At 71.3% G+C, this 18,990-nt stretch carries 17 protein-coding genes; 14 read left to right on the top strand and 3 right to left on the bottom strand.

Translation table 11 applies throughout. The annotated features are described in order from the left end of the window. The first annotated feature begins 2 nt into the window (after window positions 1-2). The 5 genes from OG254_RS05775 to polX all read left to right on the top strand — a co-directional run bounded on the left by OG254_RS05775 (window position 3) and on the right by polX (window position 6,597). The gene (locus OG254_RS05775; protein ID WP_405577888.1) at window positions 3-1,220 is read left to right on the top strand and encodes an aminotransferase class V-fold PLP-dependent enzyme; all 1,218 of its coding nucleotides are present in this window, start codon (window positions 3-5) and stop codon (window positions 1,218-1,220) included. A 93-nt stretch (window positions 1,221-1,313) separates the two neighbouring features. Then, the gene (locus OG254_RS05770) at window positions 1,314-2,078 is read left to right on the top strand and encodes a class I SAM-dependent methyltransferase (RefSeq protein WP_405577886.1); all 765 of its coding nucleotides are present in this window, start codon (window positions 1,314-1,316) and stop codon (window positions 2,076-2,078) included. 173 nt (window positions 2,079-2,251) lie between these two features. After that, window positions 2,252-3,379, top strand: a complete 1,128-nt coding sequence (locus tag OG254_RS05765; RefSeq protein ID WP_405577884.1) for a GNAT family N-acetyltransferase — start codon at window positions 2,252-2,254, stop codon at window positions 3,377-3,379. A 169-nt stretch (window positions 3,380-3,548) separates the two neighbouring features. Further along, entirely contained in the window at window positions 3,549-4,796 is a 1,248-nt protein-coding gene (locus OG254_RS05760; RefSeq protein ID WP_405577882.1) for a DegT/DnrJ/EryC1/StrS family aminotransferase, read from the top strand. 64 nt (window positions 4,797-4,860) lie between these two features. Beyond that, window positions 4,861-6,597, top strand: a complete 1,737-nt coding sequence (gene polX, locus OG254_RS05755) for a DNA polymerase/3'-5' exonuclease PolX (protein WP_405577880.1) — start codon at window positions 4,861-4,863, stop codon at window positions 6,595-6,597. A 12-nt stretch (window positions 6,598-6,609) separates the two neighbouring features. Here the strand turns inward: polX and OG254_RS05750 are convergent, their stop codons facing one another. Next, a complete protein-coding gene (locus OG254_RS05750; RefSeq protein ID WP_405577878.1) occupies window positions 6,610-7,791 on the bottom strand; it encodes a flavin-dependent monooxygenase in 1,182 nt (393 codons plus the stop codon). A gap of 293 nt (window positions 7,792-8,084) precedes the next feature. On the opposite strand from OG254_RS05750, the gene OG254_RS05745 reads away from it, so the two are divergent. The 8 genes from OG254_RS05745 to OG254_RS05710 all read left to right on the top strand — a co-directional run bounded on the left by OG254_RS05745 (window position 8,085) and on the right by OG254_RS05710 (window position 15,240). Continuing rightward, the gene (locus OG254_RS05745; protein ID WP_405577876.1) at window positions 8,085-9,200 is read left to right on the top strand and encodes a Gfo/Idh/MocA family protein; all 1,116 of its coding nucleotides are present in this window, start codon (window positions 8,085-8,087) and stop codon (window positions 9,198-9,200) included. Further along, window positions 9,197-10,135, top strand: a complete 939-nt coding sequence (locus OG254_RS05740) for a PmoA family protein (RefSeq protein ID WP_405577874.1) — start codon at window positions 9,197-9,199, stop codon at window positions 10,133-10,135. The genes OG254_RS05745 and OG254_RS05740 overlap by 4 nt, the downstream gene beginning before the upstream one ends. Continuing rightward, entirely contained in the window at window positions 10,129-10,881 is a 753-nt protein-coding gene (locus OG254_RS05735; protein WP_405577873.1) for a cupin, read from the top strand. Before OG254_RS05740 ends, OG254_RS05735 begins: the two co-directional genes overlap by 7 nt. Before the next feature lie 63 nt (window positions 10,882-10,944). Further along, the gene (locus OG254_RS05730) at window positions 10,945-12,228 is read left to right on the top strand and encodes an ABC transporter substrate-binding protein (protein WP_405577871.1); all 1,284 of its coding nucleotides are present in this window, start codon (window positions 10,945-10,947) and stop codon (window positions 12,226-12,228) included. After that, window positions 12,225-13,157, top strand: coding sequence for a carbohydrate ABC transporter permease (locus OG254_RS05725; RefSeq protein WP_405577869.1), 933 nt, complete (start codon window positions 12,225-12,227; stop codon window positions 13,155-13,157). The genes OG254_RS05730 and OG254_RS05725 overlap by 4 nt, the downstream gene beginning before the upstream one ends. Next, on the top strand, window positions 13,154-14,014 hold the full coding sequence (locus tag OG254_RS05720; RefSeq protein WP_405577867.1) for a carbohydrate ABC transporter permease: 861 nt from the start codon (window positions 13,154-13,156) through the stop codon (window positions 14,012-14,014). The genes OG254_RS05725 and OG254_RS05720 overlap by 4 nt, the downstream gene beginning before the upstream one ends. Then, complete coding sequence (locus OG254_RS05715; RefSeq protein ID WP_405577865.1) at window positions 14,011-14,658, top strand: hypothetical protein; 648 nt, start codon at window positions 14,011-14,013, stop codon at window positions 14,656-14,658. The genes OG254_RS05720 and OG254_RS05715 overlap by 4 nt, the downstream gene beginning before the upstream one ends. Window positions 14,659-14,787: 129 nt before the next feature. Continuing rightward, window positions 14,788-15,240: a phospholipase gene (locus tag OG254_RS05710; RefSeq protein WP_405577863.1), complete on the top strand. Its 453-nt coding sequence runs from the start codon at window positions 14,788-14,790 to the stop codon at window positions 15,238-15,240. A gap of 58 nt (window positions 15,241-15,298) precedes the next feature. On the opposite strand, the gene OG254_RS05705 is transcribed toward OG254_RS05710, so the two are convergent. Then, complete coding sequence (locus tag OG254_RS05705; protein ID WP_405577861.1) at window positions 15,299-17,554, bottom strand: heavy metal translocating P-type ATPase; 2,256 nt, start codon at window positions 17,552-17,554, stop codon at window positions 15,299-15,301. Window positions 17,555-17,619: 65 nt separating this feature from the next. Next, window positions 17,620-17,835 carry a heavy-metal-associated domain-containing protein gene (locus tag OG254_RS05700; RefSeq protein WP_405577859.1) on the bottom strand — a complete coding sequence of 72 codons (216 nt, stop codon included), beginning with the start codon at window positions 17,833-17,835 and terminating at the stop codon, window positions 17,620-17,622. A 189-nt stretch (window positions 17,836-18,024) separates the two neighbouring features. Here OG254_RS05700 and OG254_RS05695 point away from each other — a divergent pair, with 189 nt between their 5' ends. Then, the gene (locus OG254_RS05695) at window positions 18,025-18,987 is read left to right on the top strand and encodes a hypothetical protein (protein ID WP_405577857.1); all 963 of its coding nucleotides are present in this window, start codon (window positions 18,025-18,027) and stop codon (window positions 18,985-18,987) included. Window positions 18,988-18,990: the final 3 nt, after the last annotated feature.

Raw genomic sequence — 18,990 nt, 5'->3', positions numbered from 1 at the left:
CCATGACCATATCCAGGACGGACAGTCAACTCCCCGCCAGTGTCGACGAGTTGGGGGAGTGGCAGCAAGCCCTGCGCGCCCAGTTCCCGATCATCACCGCACACCCGGAACTGGCCTATCTGGACAGCGCGGCCACCGCCCAGAAACCGCAGGCCGTGCTGGACGCCGTCCACACCTACCTCACCACGACCAACGCCAACGCCGGACGCGGCACCTACCCCTGGGCGAACCGGACCACCGCCCTGGTCGAGGAGGCCCGCGGCCGGGTCAAGCGGTTCCTCGACGACCCGGCACCGCAGCGCTCGGTCGTGCACTTCACGAGCGGGACCACCGAAGGCCTGCGCACCGTCGCCCGCGACTGGCTGCCCCGGCTGCTCACCGACGGGGACGAGATCGTCGTCCCGGTGGCCGACCACGAGGCCAACATCGCGCCCTGGCTTCAGACCCAGCGGGAACTGGCCGGGCAGGGCGTGCACATCCGCGTGCGGCCGATGCCGTACCAGCGCACGTCCGGCGACTACGACCACACCGAGCTCGCCGAACTGGCCGGACCGCGCACCCGCTTCGTCGCCGTCAGCCACATCCACCACGTGTACGGCGGCGACATGAACGTCCAACGGATCCGCCGCGCGGTCGGCCCGGACGCGGTGATCTGCCTGGACGCCGCCCAGAGCGTCGGTCATGGGCCGGTGTCGGTGGCCGGTCTCGACGTCGACTTCGTCGTCTTCTCCGGGCACAAGGCCATGGCCCTGCCCGGCACGGGAGCCGTCTGGGCCCGCCAGGCCCGTGGACCCGAGTTCGCGCCGGCCGGCTGGGCGGGCACCCCCAACACCGTCGGCATCGCCTCCCTGACCGCCGCCCTGGACTGGCTGGACGCGGCGGGCACCGACCGCATCGAGCGCTGGACGGTCGCCCTCGCGGCCCGGCTCACCGAGGGCCTGCGTCACCTCGACGCCTACGAGATCCTCGGCTGCCAGGCCAGCCTCGCCGCCGATTCGCCCGTGCAGCGGCGCCGGGGCATCGTCACCCTGCGCCACCGCGCCATCGACTCCTCCGACCTCGGCTTCATCCTCTTCAGCCACGGCTTCATGGTCCGCTGCGACCAGCACTGTCAGGGCGGCGCGGGGGAGCGCACCGGCTCGGTGCGGGTGAGCCTGCACGTCCACAACACCGTCGAGGAGGTGGACCGGCTGCTGACCGTCCTTGCCACCCTCGGGTGACGCACCGCCGTCCGGCGGAATGGGAACCGTTTCCACCTGTAGTGTCGCGCCGGAAGGGTGAGTCGGTGCGAGACGACGAGGTGGCACGACCGGATGGGGCTGAGTCTGGCGACGGCGGAACGATGGGTGCGGCGCTGGGAACTCCAGCAGCAGCGGTACGCCGTGGACCGTGAGGAGCGCTTCACAGTGATCGCCGACGTCGTCGAGCAGGCCGTCGCGGGCCACCCGGCCAGGCCCCTCGTCGTCGACCTCGGCTGCGGCCCCGGCTCGCTGGCGGCCCGGCTGGCGCGGCGGCTGCCGTACGCCGACATCGTGGGCGTGGACATGGACCCGTTGCTCCTCGAACTGGCCCGCACCCACCACGTGGACGCGGCCCGCTACGTCGACGCGATGATCGGCGAGGAGGGCTGGACGCACGCCCTGGGCCTCGACCGCCCGCTGGACGCGGCCGTGTCGACGACGGCACTGCACTACCTCGGCCCCGACGCCCTGCTCCGCACCTACCGGCAGCTCGCGGCCCTGCTGCAGCCCGGCGGCGTCCTCGTCAACGGCGACCACTTCCCGCACGACGACACCGCGCTCACCGCCCTCGCCGGATGTGTCGGCCGCCGCCACGCCGAGCGCCGGCGCGCCCTGGCGCACGAGGACTGGGAGTCCTGGTGGACGGCCGTCGCGGCCGACCCCGAGCTGGCCGACCTGCTCGCCGAGCGCCGGAGCAGACAGCCGTCCACCGGGGCCGGCTGCGCGGCGCACCTGTCGCTGTCCGCCCATGAACGGCTGCTGCGGCGAGCGGGGTTCAGGCATGCCGGCCCGGTCTGGCAGTACGGCGACAGTCACGTCGTCGTCGCGATCCGCTGACCGGGGCGGCGGCCCCTGGTCACCAAGCGCTGCTAAAGGATTCATCAGGCACCTTGACAGCGTGCGTACTGTTTCGCGACGTTTGAGCCTCGCCACAAAGTTCGACATGGGGGGACACAGTGGCGTCGCGCCGAAAGGCGCGTATTGGGGGGCATTTGGGGGGAGCGGTCGCCATGCGATCCACGAGCGCCATCACGATTCACAGACCCGAGGAGCTGAGCGAGTCGCTACGCCGGGCGTGGCACCGGGCGATGGAGGAATCGCCCGACTACGCCAACCCTTTCCTGGCACCGGAGTTCGCGCTCGGGGTCGGCAGGCACCGCAAAGGGGTGCACGTGGCGGTCCTGCACGAGGGCGGCGAGGCCGTCGGCTTCTTCCCGTACGAGCGCAACGCGTACGGCGTCGGCCGGGCCATAGGCCTGGGCCTTTCCGACTGCCAGGCCCTGGTGCACCGGCCCGGAGTCACCTGGGACACCCGTGAACTGCTGAAGGTGTGCGGGCTGTCCGTCTTCGAGTTCGATCACCTCGTCGAGGAACAGCAGCCGTTCGGCCCGTACGTCACGGGCACGTTCGCCTCTCCCGTCCTCGATCTGAAACCCGGCGAGGGCGGCTATCCCGAGTGGCTGCGCGCCACCTACCCGGGGCTGGCCAAGACGACGCTGAAGAAGGAACGCCGCCTGGGCCGCGACAAGGGCGAGGTGCGGTTCGTGTACGACGAACGCGACCCGCGCGTGCTGCGCACCCTCATGCGGTGGAAGTCCGCCCAGTACCGCAGAACCGGGCGGATGGACCGGTTCTCCAGACCCTGGATAGTCGACCTCGTCGACCACCTCTTCCAGGTCCGCGAAGAGCACTTCACCGGCATCCTGTCCGTGGTGTACGCCGGGGACCGGCCGGTCGCCGCGCACTTCGGGCCACGGTCACGCTCGGTGTTCGCGGCCTGGTTCACGGCGTACGACCCCGAGTTCGGCTACTACTCGCCCGGGCTGATGATGCACCTGCGGCTGGCTCAGGCCGCGGGCCGGGGCGGCGTGACGCTCATGGACATGGGGCGCGGGGAGAAGGAGTACAAGGACTGGCTCAAGACGCGTGAGCTGCGGGTGGCGGAAGGGTTCGCGGTGCGTCCGCACCCGGTGGCGACGGCCCACCGGATGTGGCGCAGACCGGTGCGCGGTCTGCGCAACACCGTCCTGGCCCACCCCCGGCTGCGCGAGCCCGCCGACCGGCTGCTGAAGACCGTCGGCACGCTGCGCACCTCCGGCCCGGCCCACCCGCCGGGCGCGGGAGCCCGCGCCCGCTGAACGCGAACCCGCTCTCGTCACGCGTACACGCCGGCGCTGTCCCGGCCCGGCGGTCCCAGGCCCCTCGCGGTCCGACATTCCCCGCACGGCGGCCTCGTACGACGTTCCGAAGCGCACACCGCCCGCTCCGGGCGACCCTTCGTCGGACCCTTCCACGGAAGAGGTGACCATGCCGTACGGATCGCGGCTCGCCGCGATGATGACACGGCGCATCGGACGCGAATGCGTCTACACGCCCTCGGCCCGACTGGCCCTCTACCTGGCGCTGCGGCGCTGGTGCCGGCCGGGCGGACGGGTGCTGATGTCCCCGGTGAACGACGACGTGATCCTCTTCGTCGTCCTCGCCGCAGGACTGCGCCCGGTCCAAGCCCCCGTGTCCCGGTGGGACGGCAACATCGACCCGGCCGCCGTACCGGAGTCCACCTGGCGCGACATCGACGCCGTCCTGACCACCAACCTGTACGGCCTGCCGGACCGGGTCGTCGAACTGCGGCGCCGCTGCGACCAGTTGGGGATCCCCCTCATCGAGGACGCGGCGCACGCGATCGGCACACACGTGGACGGGCAGCCGATCGGCACCTTCGGGACGGCCGCCGCGTTCAGCCTGTCCAAGCACGTCGCCGGGATGGCAGGAGGCTTCCTCGCCGTCGAGGACGCCCGCGCCCGACGCGAGCTGGAGCTGCTGCGCGACGACCTGCTCACCCCGCGTCGGCTGCGCGACGACCTGGCCACCACGCTGCGCCCGCTGGCGCGCTCCGCCGTACGCACCCTCCACCTGGTGCGGCCCGCCTGGCGCACGATGCAGCGCCTCGGACTGCTGGAACGCGACGACTTCCGCATGGCTCTGCACGCGCCCCGCCTCGCCGGCAGCGCCCGCCACGCGCCCAGCCTGACCGCGTACGAGCCCTGGGTGCGGGTCGACCTGCACGGCTTCCGCTCCCGCCACGGGGCCCTGGTCCGCGGGCAGCTGGAGCTGCGGATGGCGCTGCTCGACGGTGACCTGGCCCGGCGCAGGGCCGGCGTCTCGCTGCTGTCCGGCACCACCTGGGCCAGCCCGGCACTGCGCGACGGGCCCACGCACGAGGGCCCGCCCTCCCTGTTCCGGGTCCCGCTGCTCGTCCACGACCGCGACGCCCTCGTGGATCGCCTGGTCGACCACGGCGTGGTCGCGGGCTACATCTACGACCCGCCGCTCGACGACTACGCGGGCGCCGAGTTCGTCGAACCGTCCCCGGCCCCCGCGGCCGCCCGCTGGTTCGCCTCCCACACCCTGCCGGCCGACCCCCTGCTGGCCCGCAGGATCATCAACGCGCTGACCAAGGAACACGCGACCCCGGCACACCCGCCGATGTCGGCCCGGATACCCGAACCCGACCCCGACCCGACGACCACTCCGCCCACGCCCCTGGGCCAGTAGCGCGGCGACACGGTCGGCCCGGCCGGGCTCGTCCGGCCGGGCCTCCCGTGCCTACCCTGGAGGCGTGGCACGGTCCAACGACGAGGTCGCCGCACTGCTGCAGGAGTACGCGGATCTGATCTCCATCACCGGAGGAGACGCGTTCAAGGTACGTGTCTACGAGAAGGCCGCCCGGGCGATCGGCGGTCACCACGCCGATGTGTCCACGCTCGACGTCAAGGGCCTGAAAGAGATCCCCAACGTCGGCAAGTCGATCGCCGAGAAGGTCGTCGAATACTTCTCCACCGGCAGCGTGTCCGCCGTCGAGGAACTGCGCGCGAAGATCCCCGCCGGTGTCCGGCAGCTCACCGCGATCCCCACGCTCGGCCCGAAGAAGGCCCTCGTCCTCTACGAGGAGCTGGGCATCTCCACCACCGAGGAACTCGCGGACGCCATCCACGCGGAGCGGCTGCGCGACCTGAAGGGCTTCGGGCCGAAGACGGAGGAGAACATCCTGCACGGCATCGGCCTGCTGCAGTCCTCCGCCGACCGGGTCCTCATCGATGTCGCGATGAGCCTCGCCGAGGACATCGTCGCCGAGATGTCGCGGGTGAAGGGCTGCGAGCGGTGCTCCTACGCCGGATCCCTGCGCCGCGTCCGCGAGACGATCGGCGACATCGACATCCTCGTCGCGGCGATGAAGGCCGCGCCCGTCATGCGGGCCTTCACCGAACTGCCGTACGTCGCCGAGGTCATTGCGCACGGGGAGAAGAAGACGTCGATCCGCACCGACAAAGGACTCCAGGTCGACCTGCGTGTCGTACCACCGGACTCCTGGGGCGCGGCCATGCAGTACTTCACCGGTTCCAAGGCGCACAACATCCGCACCCGGGAGATGGCCGTCCACAAGAAGCTCAAGCTCTCCGAGTACGGGCTCTTCGACACCGAGACCGGGGAGAAGATCGTCTCCGAGACCGAGGAGGACGTCTACGCCCGCCTCGGCCTGCCGTGGATCGCACCCACCCTGCGCGAGGACCGCGGCGAGATCGAGGCCGGGCTGCGCGGCGAGCTGCCCGACCTGATCCAGGAGCAGGACATCCGCGGCGATCTGCACACCCACACCGACCTCACCGACGGGCTCGCCCCGCTGGAGGAGATGGTCGCCGCGGCCGCCGAGCGCGGCTACGCCTATTACGCGGTCACCGACCACGGCCCCGACATGGCCATGCAGCGGATGACCGACGAACGGATCCTCGCCCAGCGCGAACGTGTCCGCGAGCTCGACCGGGAGTACGGCAAAGGCGGCAGGCGCGGCGGCATGCGGGTGCTGCACGGCGCGGAGCTGAACATCGGCCCCGACGGCGAGGTGGACTGGCCGGGGGAGTTCCTCGCCGGCTTCGACCTGTGCGTGGCCTCGGTGCACTCGCACTTCAACCAGGGGCGCGAGGCGCTGACCCGGCGGATCGTCAAGGCCTGCGAGAACCCGCACGTCCACATCATCGGCCACCCCACCACCCGCCTCATCGGCAAGCGCCCCGCCATCGACGTCGACCTCGACGCGGTCTTCGCGGCCTGTGCGCGCACCGGCACCGCCCTGGAGATCAACTCCCACCCGGACCGGCTCGACCTGCGCGATGAGGACATCCTGCGGGCCAAGCGGCACGGCGTGAAGTTCGCCGTCGACAGCGACGCCCACGCCGTGATCCACCTGGCCAACCTGCGCTACGGCGTGGGCACGGCGCAGCGTGGCTGGCTCACCAAGGACGACGTGATCAACACCTGGCCGCTGACCCGGCTGCGGCGCTTCCTCACCAAGGGGTGAGGCCGGCCGGGGCTACACGAACGGCGTGCCCGGGTCGAGTCCGGACAGGACCCGGCCGTAGATCTCCAGGTTGGTGGCGGGGTTCACGAACGAGTGCAGACACAGCGCCCCCGCGTCGCGCACGGTCCGCTGGATCGGCGTGTCCCGGTGCAGGGACGACGCCCCGGAGGCCGAGCCGAGCAGATCGACGGCCTCCTTGCACAGCCGTGCCACATAGCCGCTCTGCGCCCTGATCCGCGTCCGCTCCTCGGGCGTGTACGGCTCGCCGGACTCCGCCCGCGTCTCGATCAGCGAGACGAAATCGGCGGTCAGCAGCTCGGCGCAGGAGATCTTCATGGCCGCCTCGGCCGACTGGAGATGGGTGACCGTGGCCTCGTGCTGGCGCTGGTGGAAGGTGTAGGTGATGCCCCGCCGGTGGCTGCGCCCGGTGAACTCCGTGAGCGCGGAGCGGGCCAGTCCGAGCGCGGGGGGCGCCGTCCAGGCGCAGAACAGCAGCAGCACCGGCATCCGGTAGAACGGGTCGTCGGCGTTGGACTTCGACGGGAACTCGCCCGCCAGCAGCGGCCCGACCGGCAGGACGCGGTGCGCGGGGACGAACACGTCCCGTGCGGCGACGCTGTTGCTGCCGGTGCCCGCCAGCCCCGTGACGTACCAGTCGTCGAGAATCTCCAGCTCGGCCATGGGCACGGCCGTCCACAGCAGCTCGGGCGGCCCCTCCCCGGACTCCGACTCCACCCGGACCGTCAGCAGATGCCAGTCGGCGTCATGGCAGCCGGTGGCGAAGCCGGAGGTGCCGTTGACGACATAGCCGCCGTTCGAGCGGACCGCCGTCGCGTCCGGGACGAGCGTGCCACCGACCCTGACGTCCGGGCCGGTGAAGATCTCGTCCTGCGCCTCGTCGGGGAAGAGGGCCGCGATGAAGGAGCAGCCGGCCTGGATCACCGTCTTGAACGCGGTCGAGCCGCATCCCTCGGCGATCTCGGCCACCGCGTCGACCTGGGTGCGCAGCCGGCTCTGGTAGCCGCCGTACCGCCGGGGGACGTTCATCCGGTGGATCCCGGCGTCCCCCAGCGCCTCCGCGACCTCGGGCACGACCCGTCGCTGTTGCTCGGCCCCGGGCGCATGCTCGCGGACGAGTGGCCGCAGCGCCCGTACGCGTGTGACGAGATCGGTGTCGGTACCAACTGCTGCCATGGGTGGCCTCCCGGGCACGACGAGTCATCACCGTGACGCGGATGCCGCACGCTGTCAACGCCCCCTGGTTGAAGGTGAGTTGATGCCGGACGCGACCCTCGGCGCTCGTCGATCTTCGTCCGTTTGAGCGAGGGGCGAAGGGGGGAGCGTGCGGAACGTGGGCCGAGCCGAACGGGTCGGGCTTTGCTCATGTCGCCGCAGAGGGGTTGTCCTTACATTCCGTCCCTGCCTAGGGTCGCCCTCGAAGTGCAAGCGCTTTCTGAGCGGGCTGTCCGCCGTCCGAGGAGAACTGCATGTCCCCAAGCCCCGCCCGCCGCCGCGTCGCCGTCATCGGCACCGGCGCCATCGTCAGCGGCAGTCACCTCCCCGCGTTGAGACACCACGCGGACCGGGTGGAGCTCGTCGCCGCCGTCGATGTGGACCAGGCCCGGCTGGACGCCTTCCGGCAGCTCGCGGGCGAGGACGTCGCCGGGTACACCTCGACGGGCGAGATGCTGGACGCCGTACGCCCCGACCTGGTCCTGATCGGCACCCCGCCGTCGCTGCACCGGGAGCAGACGATCGCCGCGCTCAAAGCGGGCGCCTGGGTGCTGTGCGAGAAGCCGCTGTGTCTGTCGCTCGCCGAGTACGACGACATCGCGGCGGCCGAGGAGGCGTCGGGCGCGTACGCGTCGGTGGTCTTCCAGCACCGCTACGGCTCGGGCGCCGTCCACGCCCGGGAGCTGATCGCGAGCGGTGAGCTGGGCACCCCGCTGGTCGCGCACTGCCAGACGACCTGGCACCGCGACGCCGCGTACTACGCGGTGCCGTGGCGCGGGCGCTGGGCCACCGAGGGCGGCGGGCCGACGATGGGGCACGGCATCCACCAGTTCGACCTGCTGCTGCACCTGCTCGGCCCGTGGACGGAGATACGGGCCATGGCCGCGCGCCTGGTCCACGACACCGAGAGCGAGGACGTCTCGACGGCCCTCGTGCGCTTCGAGAACGGCGCCCTCGCCACCGTCGTCAACAGCGTCCTGTCCCCGCACGAGGTCAGCCGCATCCGCGTGGACTGCGCCGACGCGACGGTCGAGCTCACCCACCTGTACGGCCACCGCAACGACGACTGGGTCTACACCCCCGCCCCGCACGTCCCCTCCGAGCGTGCCACCGCCTGGCGCACTCCGGCGGCGGACGTGCCCAGCTCGCACACGGCACAGCTCGGCGGCCTCCTGGACGCCTACGACAACGGTGTCCGGCCGCCCGGCAGCGGTCCGGGGGCGCGGGCCACCCTCGACTTCGCGGCCGCCCTCTACAAGGCCGCGTTCACGGGACAGCCGGTGCACGCGGGCGAGATCGCGCCCGGCGACCCCTTCTACCCGGCCATGCACGGAGACCACCCCCACTGGGCCCCCAAGGAGCGCGCATGAGCATCCGCGTCACCCACGCGCACGGCGACCACATCGCGGTCACGGCAGCGAACGGCACCGAGATCCTTCGCTACGTCTACCGCCCCGACCCGGAGGCCTTCGAGTCCCGCAAGCCCTACGCCCACCCGGTGCGCACCCTCGCCGGGCACACCGTGACCGGGTACCGGCCCAGCGACCACCGCTGGCACAAGGGCCTGCAGATGACGGCGAGTCATCTGTCGGGGCAGAATTTCTGGGGCGGCAACTGCTATGTGCACGGCCAGGGCTATCTCGCCCTGCCCGAGCGGGTCGGCTCCATGCGGCACGACGGTTTCCCCGAGTTCACGGTCGACGACAACCGGCTCGTCCTCACCGAGGAGCTCACCTGGGTCGAGAACGGCGGAGCGCAGTGGGCGCGTGAAGCGCGCGGGCTGACCGTCCACTCGGTGGACGAGGAGGCCGGAGCCTGGGCCCTGGACTGGTCGATCCGCCTCACCAACCTTCGCGACGAGGTCCTGCGGTTCGGTTCTCCGACCACCGAGGGCCGCGAGATGGCGGGCTACACCGGCCTTCAGTGGCGCGGCCCCCGCGACTTCACCGGCGGCACCGCCTTCGGACCCGACCTCGACGGGGGAGCGGGCGCCGACGCCGGCAAGCTGATGGGCACGCAGAGCCCGTGGCTCGCCTACACCACCGAGCACGACGACATCGACGGGCACTCCACGCTCGTCTTCGCGCACGCGCCGGAGAACCTCGACGAGAAGTCCGCGATCCACGAGTCGCACTGGTTCGTGCGCTCCGAGCCGATCCCGACGGTGGCCTTCTCCTGGGCGTTCTTCGAGGAGTTCGAGCTGCCGCCGGGCGAGTCCTTCGGCTACCGCTACCGGGTCGTGTTCGCCGACGGGGCCTGGGACCGGGAGCGGGTGTCCTCCCACCTGGAGGCAATGCCGTGGTGAAGCCGAACCTGCCGTACCCGCTGCCCGGCGCCGTCGGCCTGTCCCACCTCAGCGCCTACGACTGGGAGGCCGCCGACGGCGTGTGCGGCGGCAGCCCGCATCTGCATCTGGTGTGCACCGAGGCGTACGTCGTCACCGGCGGCCGGGGCGCCGTACAGACGCTGAGCCCCGACGGCTACCGGGACATGCCGCTGGAGCCGGGCTCCGTCGCCTGGTTCACGCCGGGGACCGTGCACCGTATGGTCCAGGGCGGCGATCTGCGCATCACCGTGCTGATGCAGAACAGCGGTCTGCCCGAGGCCGGGGACGCCGTCTTCACCTTCCCGCCCGAGGTGCTCGCGGATCCGGAGCGGTACGCGGTCGCCTCCGCACTCCCGCCCGGCACGGGCCCGGAGACCGCCGCGGCCGCCCGGCGCCGCAGGGACCTCGCCGTCGAGGGCTACCTCGCCCTGCGCGAGGCACTCGTCGCCGGGGACAACGGCTCCTACGTCGAGTTCCAGCGGTCCGCCGCCCGGCTCGTGCGCGCCAAGGTGCCCAACTGGCGGGAGCTGTGGCGGGCCGGCGCGCTCGCCACGGCCCAGCGCACGGGCGCCCAGCTCGACGCGCTGGAGGCGGGGGAGCCGGCCTACCTCGGCGACGCGACCGCGCACGAGGCCGGGCCCACCCGGCTCGGCGGGTTCGGGATGTGCGGTCGCCGCGACGAGTACAACCTGCCGGGGATCACGCTGCCGTACCAAGGCGAGTAGCAGGCTCAGGGGGGCCGGAGGGGGGCCGACGGAAAGACCGAGGAGAGGAGAGGTGACCTCGGCATGCCCGGACACAGGACAAAGAGGTTCTGCGCTTCGGCCGCCGCACTCGCGCTCTGCGCGATGCCGGCGGGCTGCTCAGGATCCGGAGAGTCGGTCGGCGGCGGCAAGGTCGTGCTGCGCTACACGTGGTGGGGCAACCCCGACCGCGCGGAGCGCACCGAGCAAGCCCTCGCCCTGTTCGAGAAACAGCACCCGGACATCCAGGTGCAGACGTCGTTCTCGGCCTACGACGCCTACAAGCAGAAGCTCGCCACCCAGGCCGCGGGCGGCGACGCCCCCGACGTCATGCAGCTCGACTACCGGCAGATCGACCAGTACGCCTCCGGCGGCGTCCTGCTCGACCTCGGCGAGCAGAAGGCCGTACTGCGTACCGACGAGATCGACGCCGGACTGCTCGCCACCGGCCGGCTGGCAGGCACGCAGTACGCGATCCCGCAAGGACGCGGCACCGAGACCGTCGCGTACGACGTCAAGGCGTGGAGAGCGTCCGGCGTGCCGCTCCCGGACAGCGGCTGGACCTGGAGCCAGTGGGCCGACACCATGCGCGCGCTGGCCGAGAAGACCGGCAAGCCCGGCGCCACCGACCCCGGCCAGAGCGAGGACTGCTTCGAGGTCTGGCTGCGCGGCCAGGGCAAGTCCCTCTACACGAAGAACGGCGGGCTCGGCTTCACCGCCGACGACCTGACGCGCTGGTGGACCTTCACCGACGAACTGCGGCGCGAGGGCGTCGTCTCGCCCGCCGAGCAGACCACCCAGCTCGACGGCTCCGTCGAGAACACCCCGCTCGGGCGCGGCGAGGCCACGGCCGACGCCAACTGGGACGCCCCGGCGAGCGGTTACCTCGCTCTCATACCCAGCGGTGTCGCGCTCGCGCCGATGCCGTCCGGCGAGGACGGCACCCCCGGTCAGTACTTCAAGCCGTCCATGTTCCTCGGCGTCGGCGCCAACACGAGCCACGCCAAGGAGGCGGCGCAGCTCGTCGATTTCCTCATCAACGACGAGCAGGCGGCGAAGGTCCTCGGCGCCACTCGCGGCATCCCCGTCAACGACTCCGTCCGTAAGGAGATCGAGCCGCAGCTCAAGGACTTCGACAAGACGATCGCCGGCTACCAGACCTCCCTGGAGGGCACGCTCAAGGCCCCGCCGCAGGCCCCTCCCTCGGGCGACAACGCCCTCCAGACCACCTTCCAGCGCGACTACGACCAGGTGTCGTACGAGCGCATGTCGCCCCGCGAGGCGGCCGAGAACTACGTCACCGAGGCGAAGGCGGAGCTGAGGTCATGACCACCACCACGATCCCCACACGCGCGCGGCGCGCCACCGCCGCCAAGCGCCGGCCCAGGCGCGAACGCCAGGGCCCCGCCTGGGTGTTCCTGTCCCCGTGGGTGCTCGGCGCGGCCGTGCTGACCCTGCTGCCGATGGCCGTGTCGCTGTACCTGTCCTTCACCGACTACGACCTGTTCAACCCGCCGCGCTGGGTGGGCCTGCGCAACTACGTCCAGATGTTCACCGAGGACCCGCGCTACTGGCGTTCGGTGCTGACGACTCTGACGTACGTCGTCATCGCCGTGCCGCTGCAACTCGCGCTCGCCCTCGTCGTCGCCCTGGCGCTGAAGTCCATGAAGCGCGGCAAGGGTTTCTACCGGTCGGCGTTCTACGCCCCCTCGCTCCTCGGCGCGTCGATGTCCATCGCGCTCGTCTGGCGGGCGATCTTCAACGACGGCGGCACCGTGGACAACCTGTTCGGCACCGGCGGCTGGGTCAACAGGCCCGGCTGGGCGCTGCTCGCCGTGGCGCTGCTGACGGTGTGGCAGTTCGGGGCGCCGATGGTCATCTTCCTCGCCGGTCTCCAGCAGATCCCGAGCGAGCTGTACGAGGCGGCGGCCGTCGACGGGGCCGGGAAATGGCGGCAGTTCCTGTCCGTCACCGTGCCCATGCTGTCCCCGGTCCTGTTCTTCAACCTCGTGCTGCAGACCATCCAGGCCTTCCAGGTCTTCACGCCCGCCTTCGCGATCGGCGCCGGCAAGGGCGGACCCGCCGACTCGACCCTCGTCTACACCCTCTACCTCTACGACCGCGGCTTCGTCGCCTCCCACATGGGCTACGCCTCCGCCATGGCCTGGGTGCTGCTGATCGTGATCGGCGCCGTCACGACGGTGCTGTTCCGTACCTCGCGCTCCTGGGTCTTCTACACCTCCGAGGGGGACCGATGACCTCAACTGCCCTTGCCCGTAAGCCAGTTCGCTGGGGCCGGATCGCCCTGCACCTGGGCTGTCCGGCCGCCCTGCTCGTGATGCTCTATCCGCTGGCCTGGCTGCTGGCCACCTCGCTCAAGCCGGCCGACGAGGTCATCGCGAGCCTGAACCTCCTGCCCGGTCACCTGGAGTGGTCGAACTACTCCACGGCCCTGGACGGCGTGAACGACGTGTCGATCTGGCGGCTGCTGTCCAACTCGCTGCTGATCGCGGGCGGCGCGGTCCTCGGCAATGTCATCAGCTGCTCGCTCGCCGCCTACGCCTTCGCGCGGCTGCGCTTCCGCTTGCGCGGGCCGCTGTTCGCGTTCATGATCGCCACGATCATGCTGCCGCACCACGCGGTGCTGATCCCGCAGTACATCATCTTCAACCAGCTCGGCCTGGTGAACACCTACTGGCCACTGATCCTGCCGAAGTTCCTGGCGACGGAAGCCTTCTTCGTGTTCCTCATCGTGCAGTTCATGCGTGGTCTGCCCCGCGAACTGGAGGAGGCGGCCCGGATCGACGGCTGCGGCCCGTTCCGCAGCTTCTTCCTGGTGGTGCTGCCGCTGACCCGTCCGGCGCTGATCACCACGGCGATCTTCACGTTCATCTGGACGTGGAACGACTTCTTCACCCAGCTCATCTATCTCTTCGACCCGGACAAGTTCACGCTCACGCTCGCCCTGCGGTCGTTCGTGGACGCCTCCAGCACCTCGGCGTTCGGCCCGATGTTCGCGCTGTCCGTGATCGCGCTGCTGCCGATCGTGCTCTTCTTCCTCGCCTTCCAGCGCTTTCTGGTGGAGGGCATGGCCAGCTCCGGACTGAAGGGATGAGCGGGATGCCGGCACGTGAGGCGGGCGAGGTGTTCGGCCCGCGGATGACTCTGTTCGCCGATGTGCTCAGCGTCGGCCTGGCCACGGCCGTGGCCTGTCTGCCCGTGCTGACCGCCCCGGCCGCCCTGTCGACGGCATGTGCGGTGCTGCGGGGCGCGAGGCAGGACCAACCGGCCACCGCCGGGCGGTACTTCGCGTTGCTACGGCGACGGCTGCGGACCGGCGACCTGGCGGCGGGCGCCCTCGCGCTGACGGGTGTCCTGCTGCTGGTCGCCGATCTGGCGCTGGCCCGGGCGGGGTTGCCGGGCGGGGCGGCGTTCGCGGTGATCGCCGCCGGCATCGGGGCGGGTGGCGTGGTGGCCGGCCTGCGGGCCTGCGCCCGCCCCGAGTCGCTCACCGACTGGCGGACCGCGCTGCGGGAGGCCGCCCGGGACTGCGTGCGGGACGCGGGCGGCAGCGGCCTGGTGCTGCTCGCGGTGGCGACCGCCGCCCTGTGCGCCTGGATGCTGATGCCGCTGGCCTTCCTCGCCCCGGGGCCGCTTGCGCTGGCGGTGACTGCCGTGGACCTACGGAGGGAGGATGCGGTCGGGGGCCCGCCGGGTCGGCGCGAGGCCGGTCGCGCCGACGTCGAATTCATCCCCTGATCTCCTCGCATGTCCAAGAGTTAATGGGCAATTGAGTCGCATGCGGTGTGAAAGAGCCGTTCAGGTGTCAATCATCTTGTCATGAACCTGCGGCCCGACGGACGGGTCGCAGCCTCATGGAGGTGTGGAATGCACCGCAGACTCGCCACCGGTCTTGCCGCCTCAGCCCTCTCCCTCGCAGCCGTCCTCGCCACCGCCTCGGCCGCCGACGCCGCTCCCGCCGACAAGCCCCAGGTTCTGTCCGGCTGGACCCAGACCAGCGCGTCCAGCTACAACGCCTGGGTCGCCGCCCGCAACAACCAGTCCGCCTGGTCCGCGTACGGGTTCGACTGGTCGACGGACTACTGCTCCTCCTCGCCCGACAACCCCTTCGGCTTCCCCTTCGCCACGTCCTGCGCCCGCCACGACTTCGGTTACCGCAACTACAAGGCGATCGGCGCCTTCGACGCCAACAAGTCGCGTGTGGACAGCGCCTTTTACGAGGACCTCAAGCGCGTGTGCGCCAGCTACAGTGGTGCGTCGAAGACCGCCTGCAACAGCACAGCCTGGACCTACTACCAGGCCGTGAAGGCCTTCGGCTGACGAACGAAACAAAGAGGGCGCCGCTGGTGCGGCGCCCTCTTCTCCTCGCTGGGAGTCGTCAGTCCGCTGCCCGGAACGAGCGCAGCCGCAGGGAGTTGCCGACCACGAACACCGAGGAGAAGGCCATGGCTGCCCCGGCGATCATCGGGTTGAGCAGGCCGGCCGCGGCGAGCGGCAGCGCGGCGACGTTGTAGGCGAAGGCCCAGAACAGGTTCGAGCGTATGGTGCCGAGCGTCCTGCGGGCGAGCCGGATCGCGTCCGCCGCGACGCGCAGGTCGCCCCGCACCAGAGTGAGGTCGCCGGCCTCGATGGCGGCGTCCGTGCCGGTGCCCATCGCCAGCCCCAGGTCGGCCTGGGCGAGGGCGGCCGCGTCGTTGACGCCATCACCGACCATCGCGACCGAACGGCCCTCGTCCTGAAGGCGCTTGACGACATCGGCCTTGTCCTGCGGCAGCACCTCGGCGATCACCTGCTCGGGCGCGATGCCGACTTCGTGGGCGACGGCCTGCGCGACGGCCCGGTTGTCGCCGGTCAGCAGGATCGGGGTGAGGCCGAGGGCGCGCAGGCGCCGGATCGCCTCCGGGCTGGTCTCCTTCACCGCGTCGGCGACCTCCAGCACGGCACGCGCCTCGCCGTCCCAGGCGACCGCGATGGCGCTGCGACCGGCCGCCTCGGCCTCGGACTTGGCCTGCCGCAGGTCATCCGGCAGTTCCATGGCCCAGCCCGCGAGCAGCCGGTCCCGCCCCACGAGCACGGCGTGCCCCTCGACCATGCCCTGCACCCCGAGACCGGGCACGTTCGCGAAGTCCTCGGGCGTGGGCAGAGAACCCAGCTTCTGCAGTGCTCCGTCGGCCACGGCGCGGGCGATCGGGTGCTCGGACGCGTGCTCCAACGCGCCCGCGAGGCGCAGGACTTCGGCCTCGTCGGTGTTGTCGGAGGTGTGGACGGCCAGCAGGGTCATCCGGCCGGTGGTCACGGTGCCGGTCTTGTCCAGGACGATCGTGTCGACCTTGCGCGTGGACTCCAGCACTTCCGGGCCCTTGATCAGGATCCCGAGCTGCGCGCCCCGCCCGGTGCCCACCATCAGCGCGGTCGGCGTGGCCAGCCCCAGCGCGCACGGGCAGGCGATGATCAGTACGGCGACTGCGGCGGTGAAGGACGCGGCCGCTCCGGCGCCGTTGCCGAGCCAGAAGCCGAGGGTGCCGAGCGCCAGGGCGATCACGATCGGCACGAACACGGCGGAGATCCGGTCCGCGAGCCGCTGCGCCGACGCCTTGCCGTTCTGCGCGTCCTCCACCAGCCGTGCCATCCGGGCGAGTTGGGTGTCGGCGCCCACGCGCGTGGCCTCGACGACGAGACGGCCGCCCGCGTTGATCGTCGCGCCGGTGACCGGGTCGCCCTGCGCGACCTCGACCGGGACGGACTCGCCGGTCAGCATCGAGGCGTCCACCGCGGACGAGCCCTCGACGACGGTCCCGTCGGTGGCGATCTTCTCGCCGGGACGGACGAGGAAACGGTCGCCGACCGTCAACTCCGAGACGGGGACGGTCCGTTCGCCACCGCCCGTGTCCAGGACGGTGACGTCCTTGGCGCCGAGCTCCAGCAGCGCCTTCAGCGCCGCGCCGGCCTTGCGCTTGCTGCGGGCCTCGAAGTAGCGCCCGGCCAGGATGAAGGCGGTGACACCGGCGGCCGCCTCCAGATAGATGTTCCCGGAGCCGTCACCGCGCGAAATGGTCAGCTCGAAGGGGTGCGTCATGCCCGGCTCGCCCGCCGTGCCGAGGAACAGCGCCCACAGGGACCACAGGAACGCGGCCGACGTGCCCACCGAGATCAGCGTGTCCATGGTGGCCGCGCCGTGCCGCAGATTGGTGAACGCCGCCTTGTGGAAGGGCCACGCGGCATACGTCACGACGGGCGCCGCCAGCGTGAGCGACAGCCACTGCCAGTACTCGAACTGCAGGGCCGGGATCATGGCCATCGCGACGACCGGCACCGAGAGCGTCACCGCGGTGATCAACCGCTCCCTCAGCGAGCGCAGTTCGTCGTGCCCGTCCGCGCTCCCGGCCTCGTCGCGCACGGGCGGCGCGGGCTCCTGCGCGGTGTACCCGGTCGCCTCGACGGTGGCGATCAGGTCCCGCACGCAGACGTCACCGCCGTAGCTGACCTTGGCCTTCTCGGTGGCGTAGTTGACCGTGGCCGTCACGCCGTCCATGCGGTTGAGCTTCTTCTCGACGCGCGCCGCGCACGAGGCGCAGGTCATGCCGCCGATGGCGAGCTCTACCTCGGTCGTGGGATCGGACGCGGTGGTGGTCATCGCTGCTCCTCGTGCGGGGTGCTCACGGAGCCCGGTGCGGCCGGGCCCCGCGGTCGGGGTGCGGGTCAGGCCGTGCGGCCGGTCAGCTCGTAGCCGGCGTCGTCGACCACCTCGCCCAGCAGGGCGTCGTCCGGCTCGGTGGCGCTGGTGACGGTGACCTGCCCGGCCGCGAGATCGACGTGGACCCCGGTGACGCCGTCCAGCTCGCCGATGACCTTGGTGAGCGTGGCCTTGCAGTGGGCGCAGCTCATACCGGAGACGGCGTAGGTGGTGGTGGACATGGGTTCCTCCTGGGATGCGAGGTCTCGGTCGACCGTAATACGGGGTGGGGGTATCCTTGCCGGTGTCCATGTATACCCCTAGGGGGTAGGCAATGCAAGCTCTGATTCGGGTTGACTTGGTACCCCCCAGGGGTATGGTGAGGTGCATCGAAGGACCGTATCCAAGGATCAGACCCGCAGGAGACCGCCATGCATGCCGGACTGAGGATCACAGCGTTCGCCGCCGCACTGGCCGCGACCTTCGGCACCGCCTACGGCGTGGGCAAAGGTGTCGACCCCGTCGTGGCGGACCCCGCTCCCGCCCGCCACGAGAGCCACGGCGAGGCGTCGCCGGATCCGGCGGGAGGCGAGGACCACGGAGGGCACGAGACGATGCCGGACGGCGGGCTCCAGATCTCGGAGGGCGGCTACACCCTCGACCTGAGGACCACGACCGTCGCCGCCGGGAAGCGTTCCGACCTGAGCTTCGCCATCCGCGACAGCGCGGGCCGCGCGGTCACCGCCTACCGGCGCGAACACGACAAGGAACTGCACCTCATCGTGGCCTCACGCGACCTGGCCACCTACCGCCATGTGCACCCCACCCGCGCCGCCGACGGCACCTGGAGCATCCCCGTCGAACTGCCCCGCGCGGGCGGATACCGCGTCTTCGCCGACTTCACCCCGGCGAAGAAGGGTGCCGAGAACCTCACCCTCGGCGCTGACCTCGCCGCCTCGGGCACCTACGAGCCGCGGCAACCGCCCGTCCCGAACGCCACCGCGAAGGTCGACGGCTACGAGGTCCGTCTGGACGGCGCCCTGCGCCCGGGCAAGGAGGGCGAGCTCAAGCTGAAGGTCTCCCGGGGCGGCAGCCCGGTGACCGACCTCCAGCCCTACCTCGGCGCCTACGGCCACCTCGTCGCCCTGCGCTCCGGCGACCTCGCCTACCTCCACGTCCACCCGGGCGGCGAACCTGGCGACGGCAGGACGAAGCCCGGCCCGGAGATCTCGTTCACGGCCACGGCACCGAGCAGCGGCACCTACCGGCTGTTCCTCGACTTCAAGCACCAGGGGCAGGTGCACACCGCGGAGTTGACGGTCCGGGCGGGCACGGCAGCGGCCGGCTCACCGGCCCCCTCGCACGAGGACGGGGCCGAGGAGCACGGGCACTGACGG

It is taken from the genome of Streptomyces sp. NBC_01092 (genome assembly GCF_045039535.1).
In the GTDB taxonomy this organism is placed as follows: Bacteria; Actinomycetota; Actinomycetes; order Streptomycetales; family Streptomycetaceae; genus Streptomyces.
The sequence above is the reverse complement of the archived record's forward strand: the minus strand, read 5'-3'. Positions and strand labels throughout refer to the sequence as shown.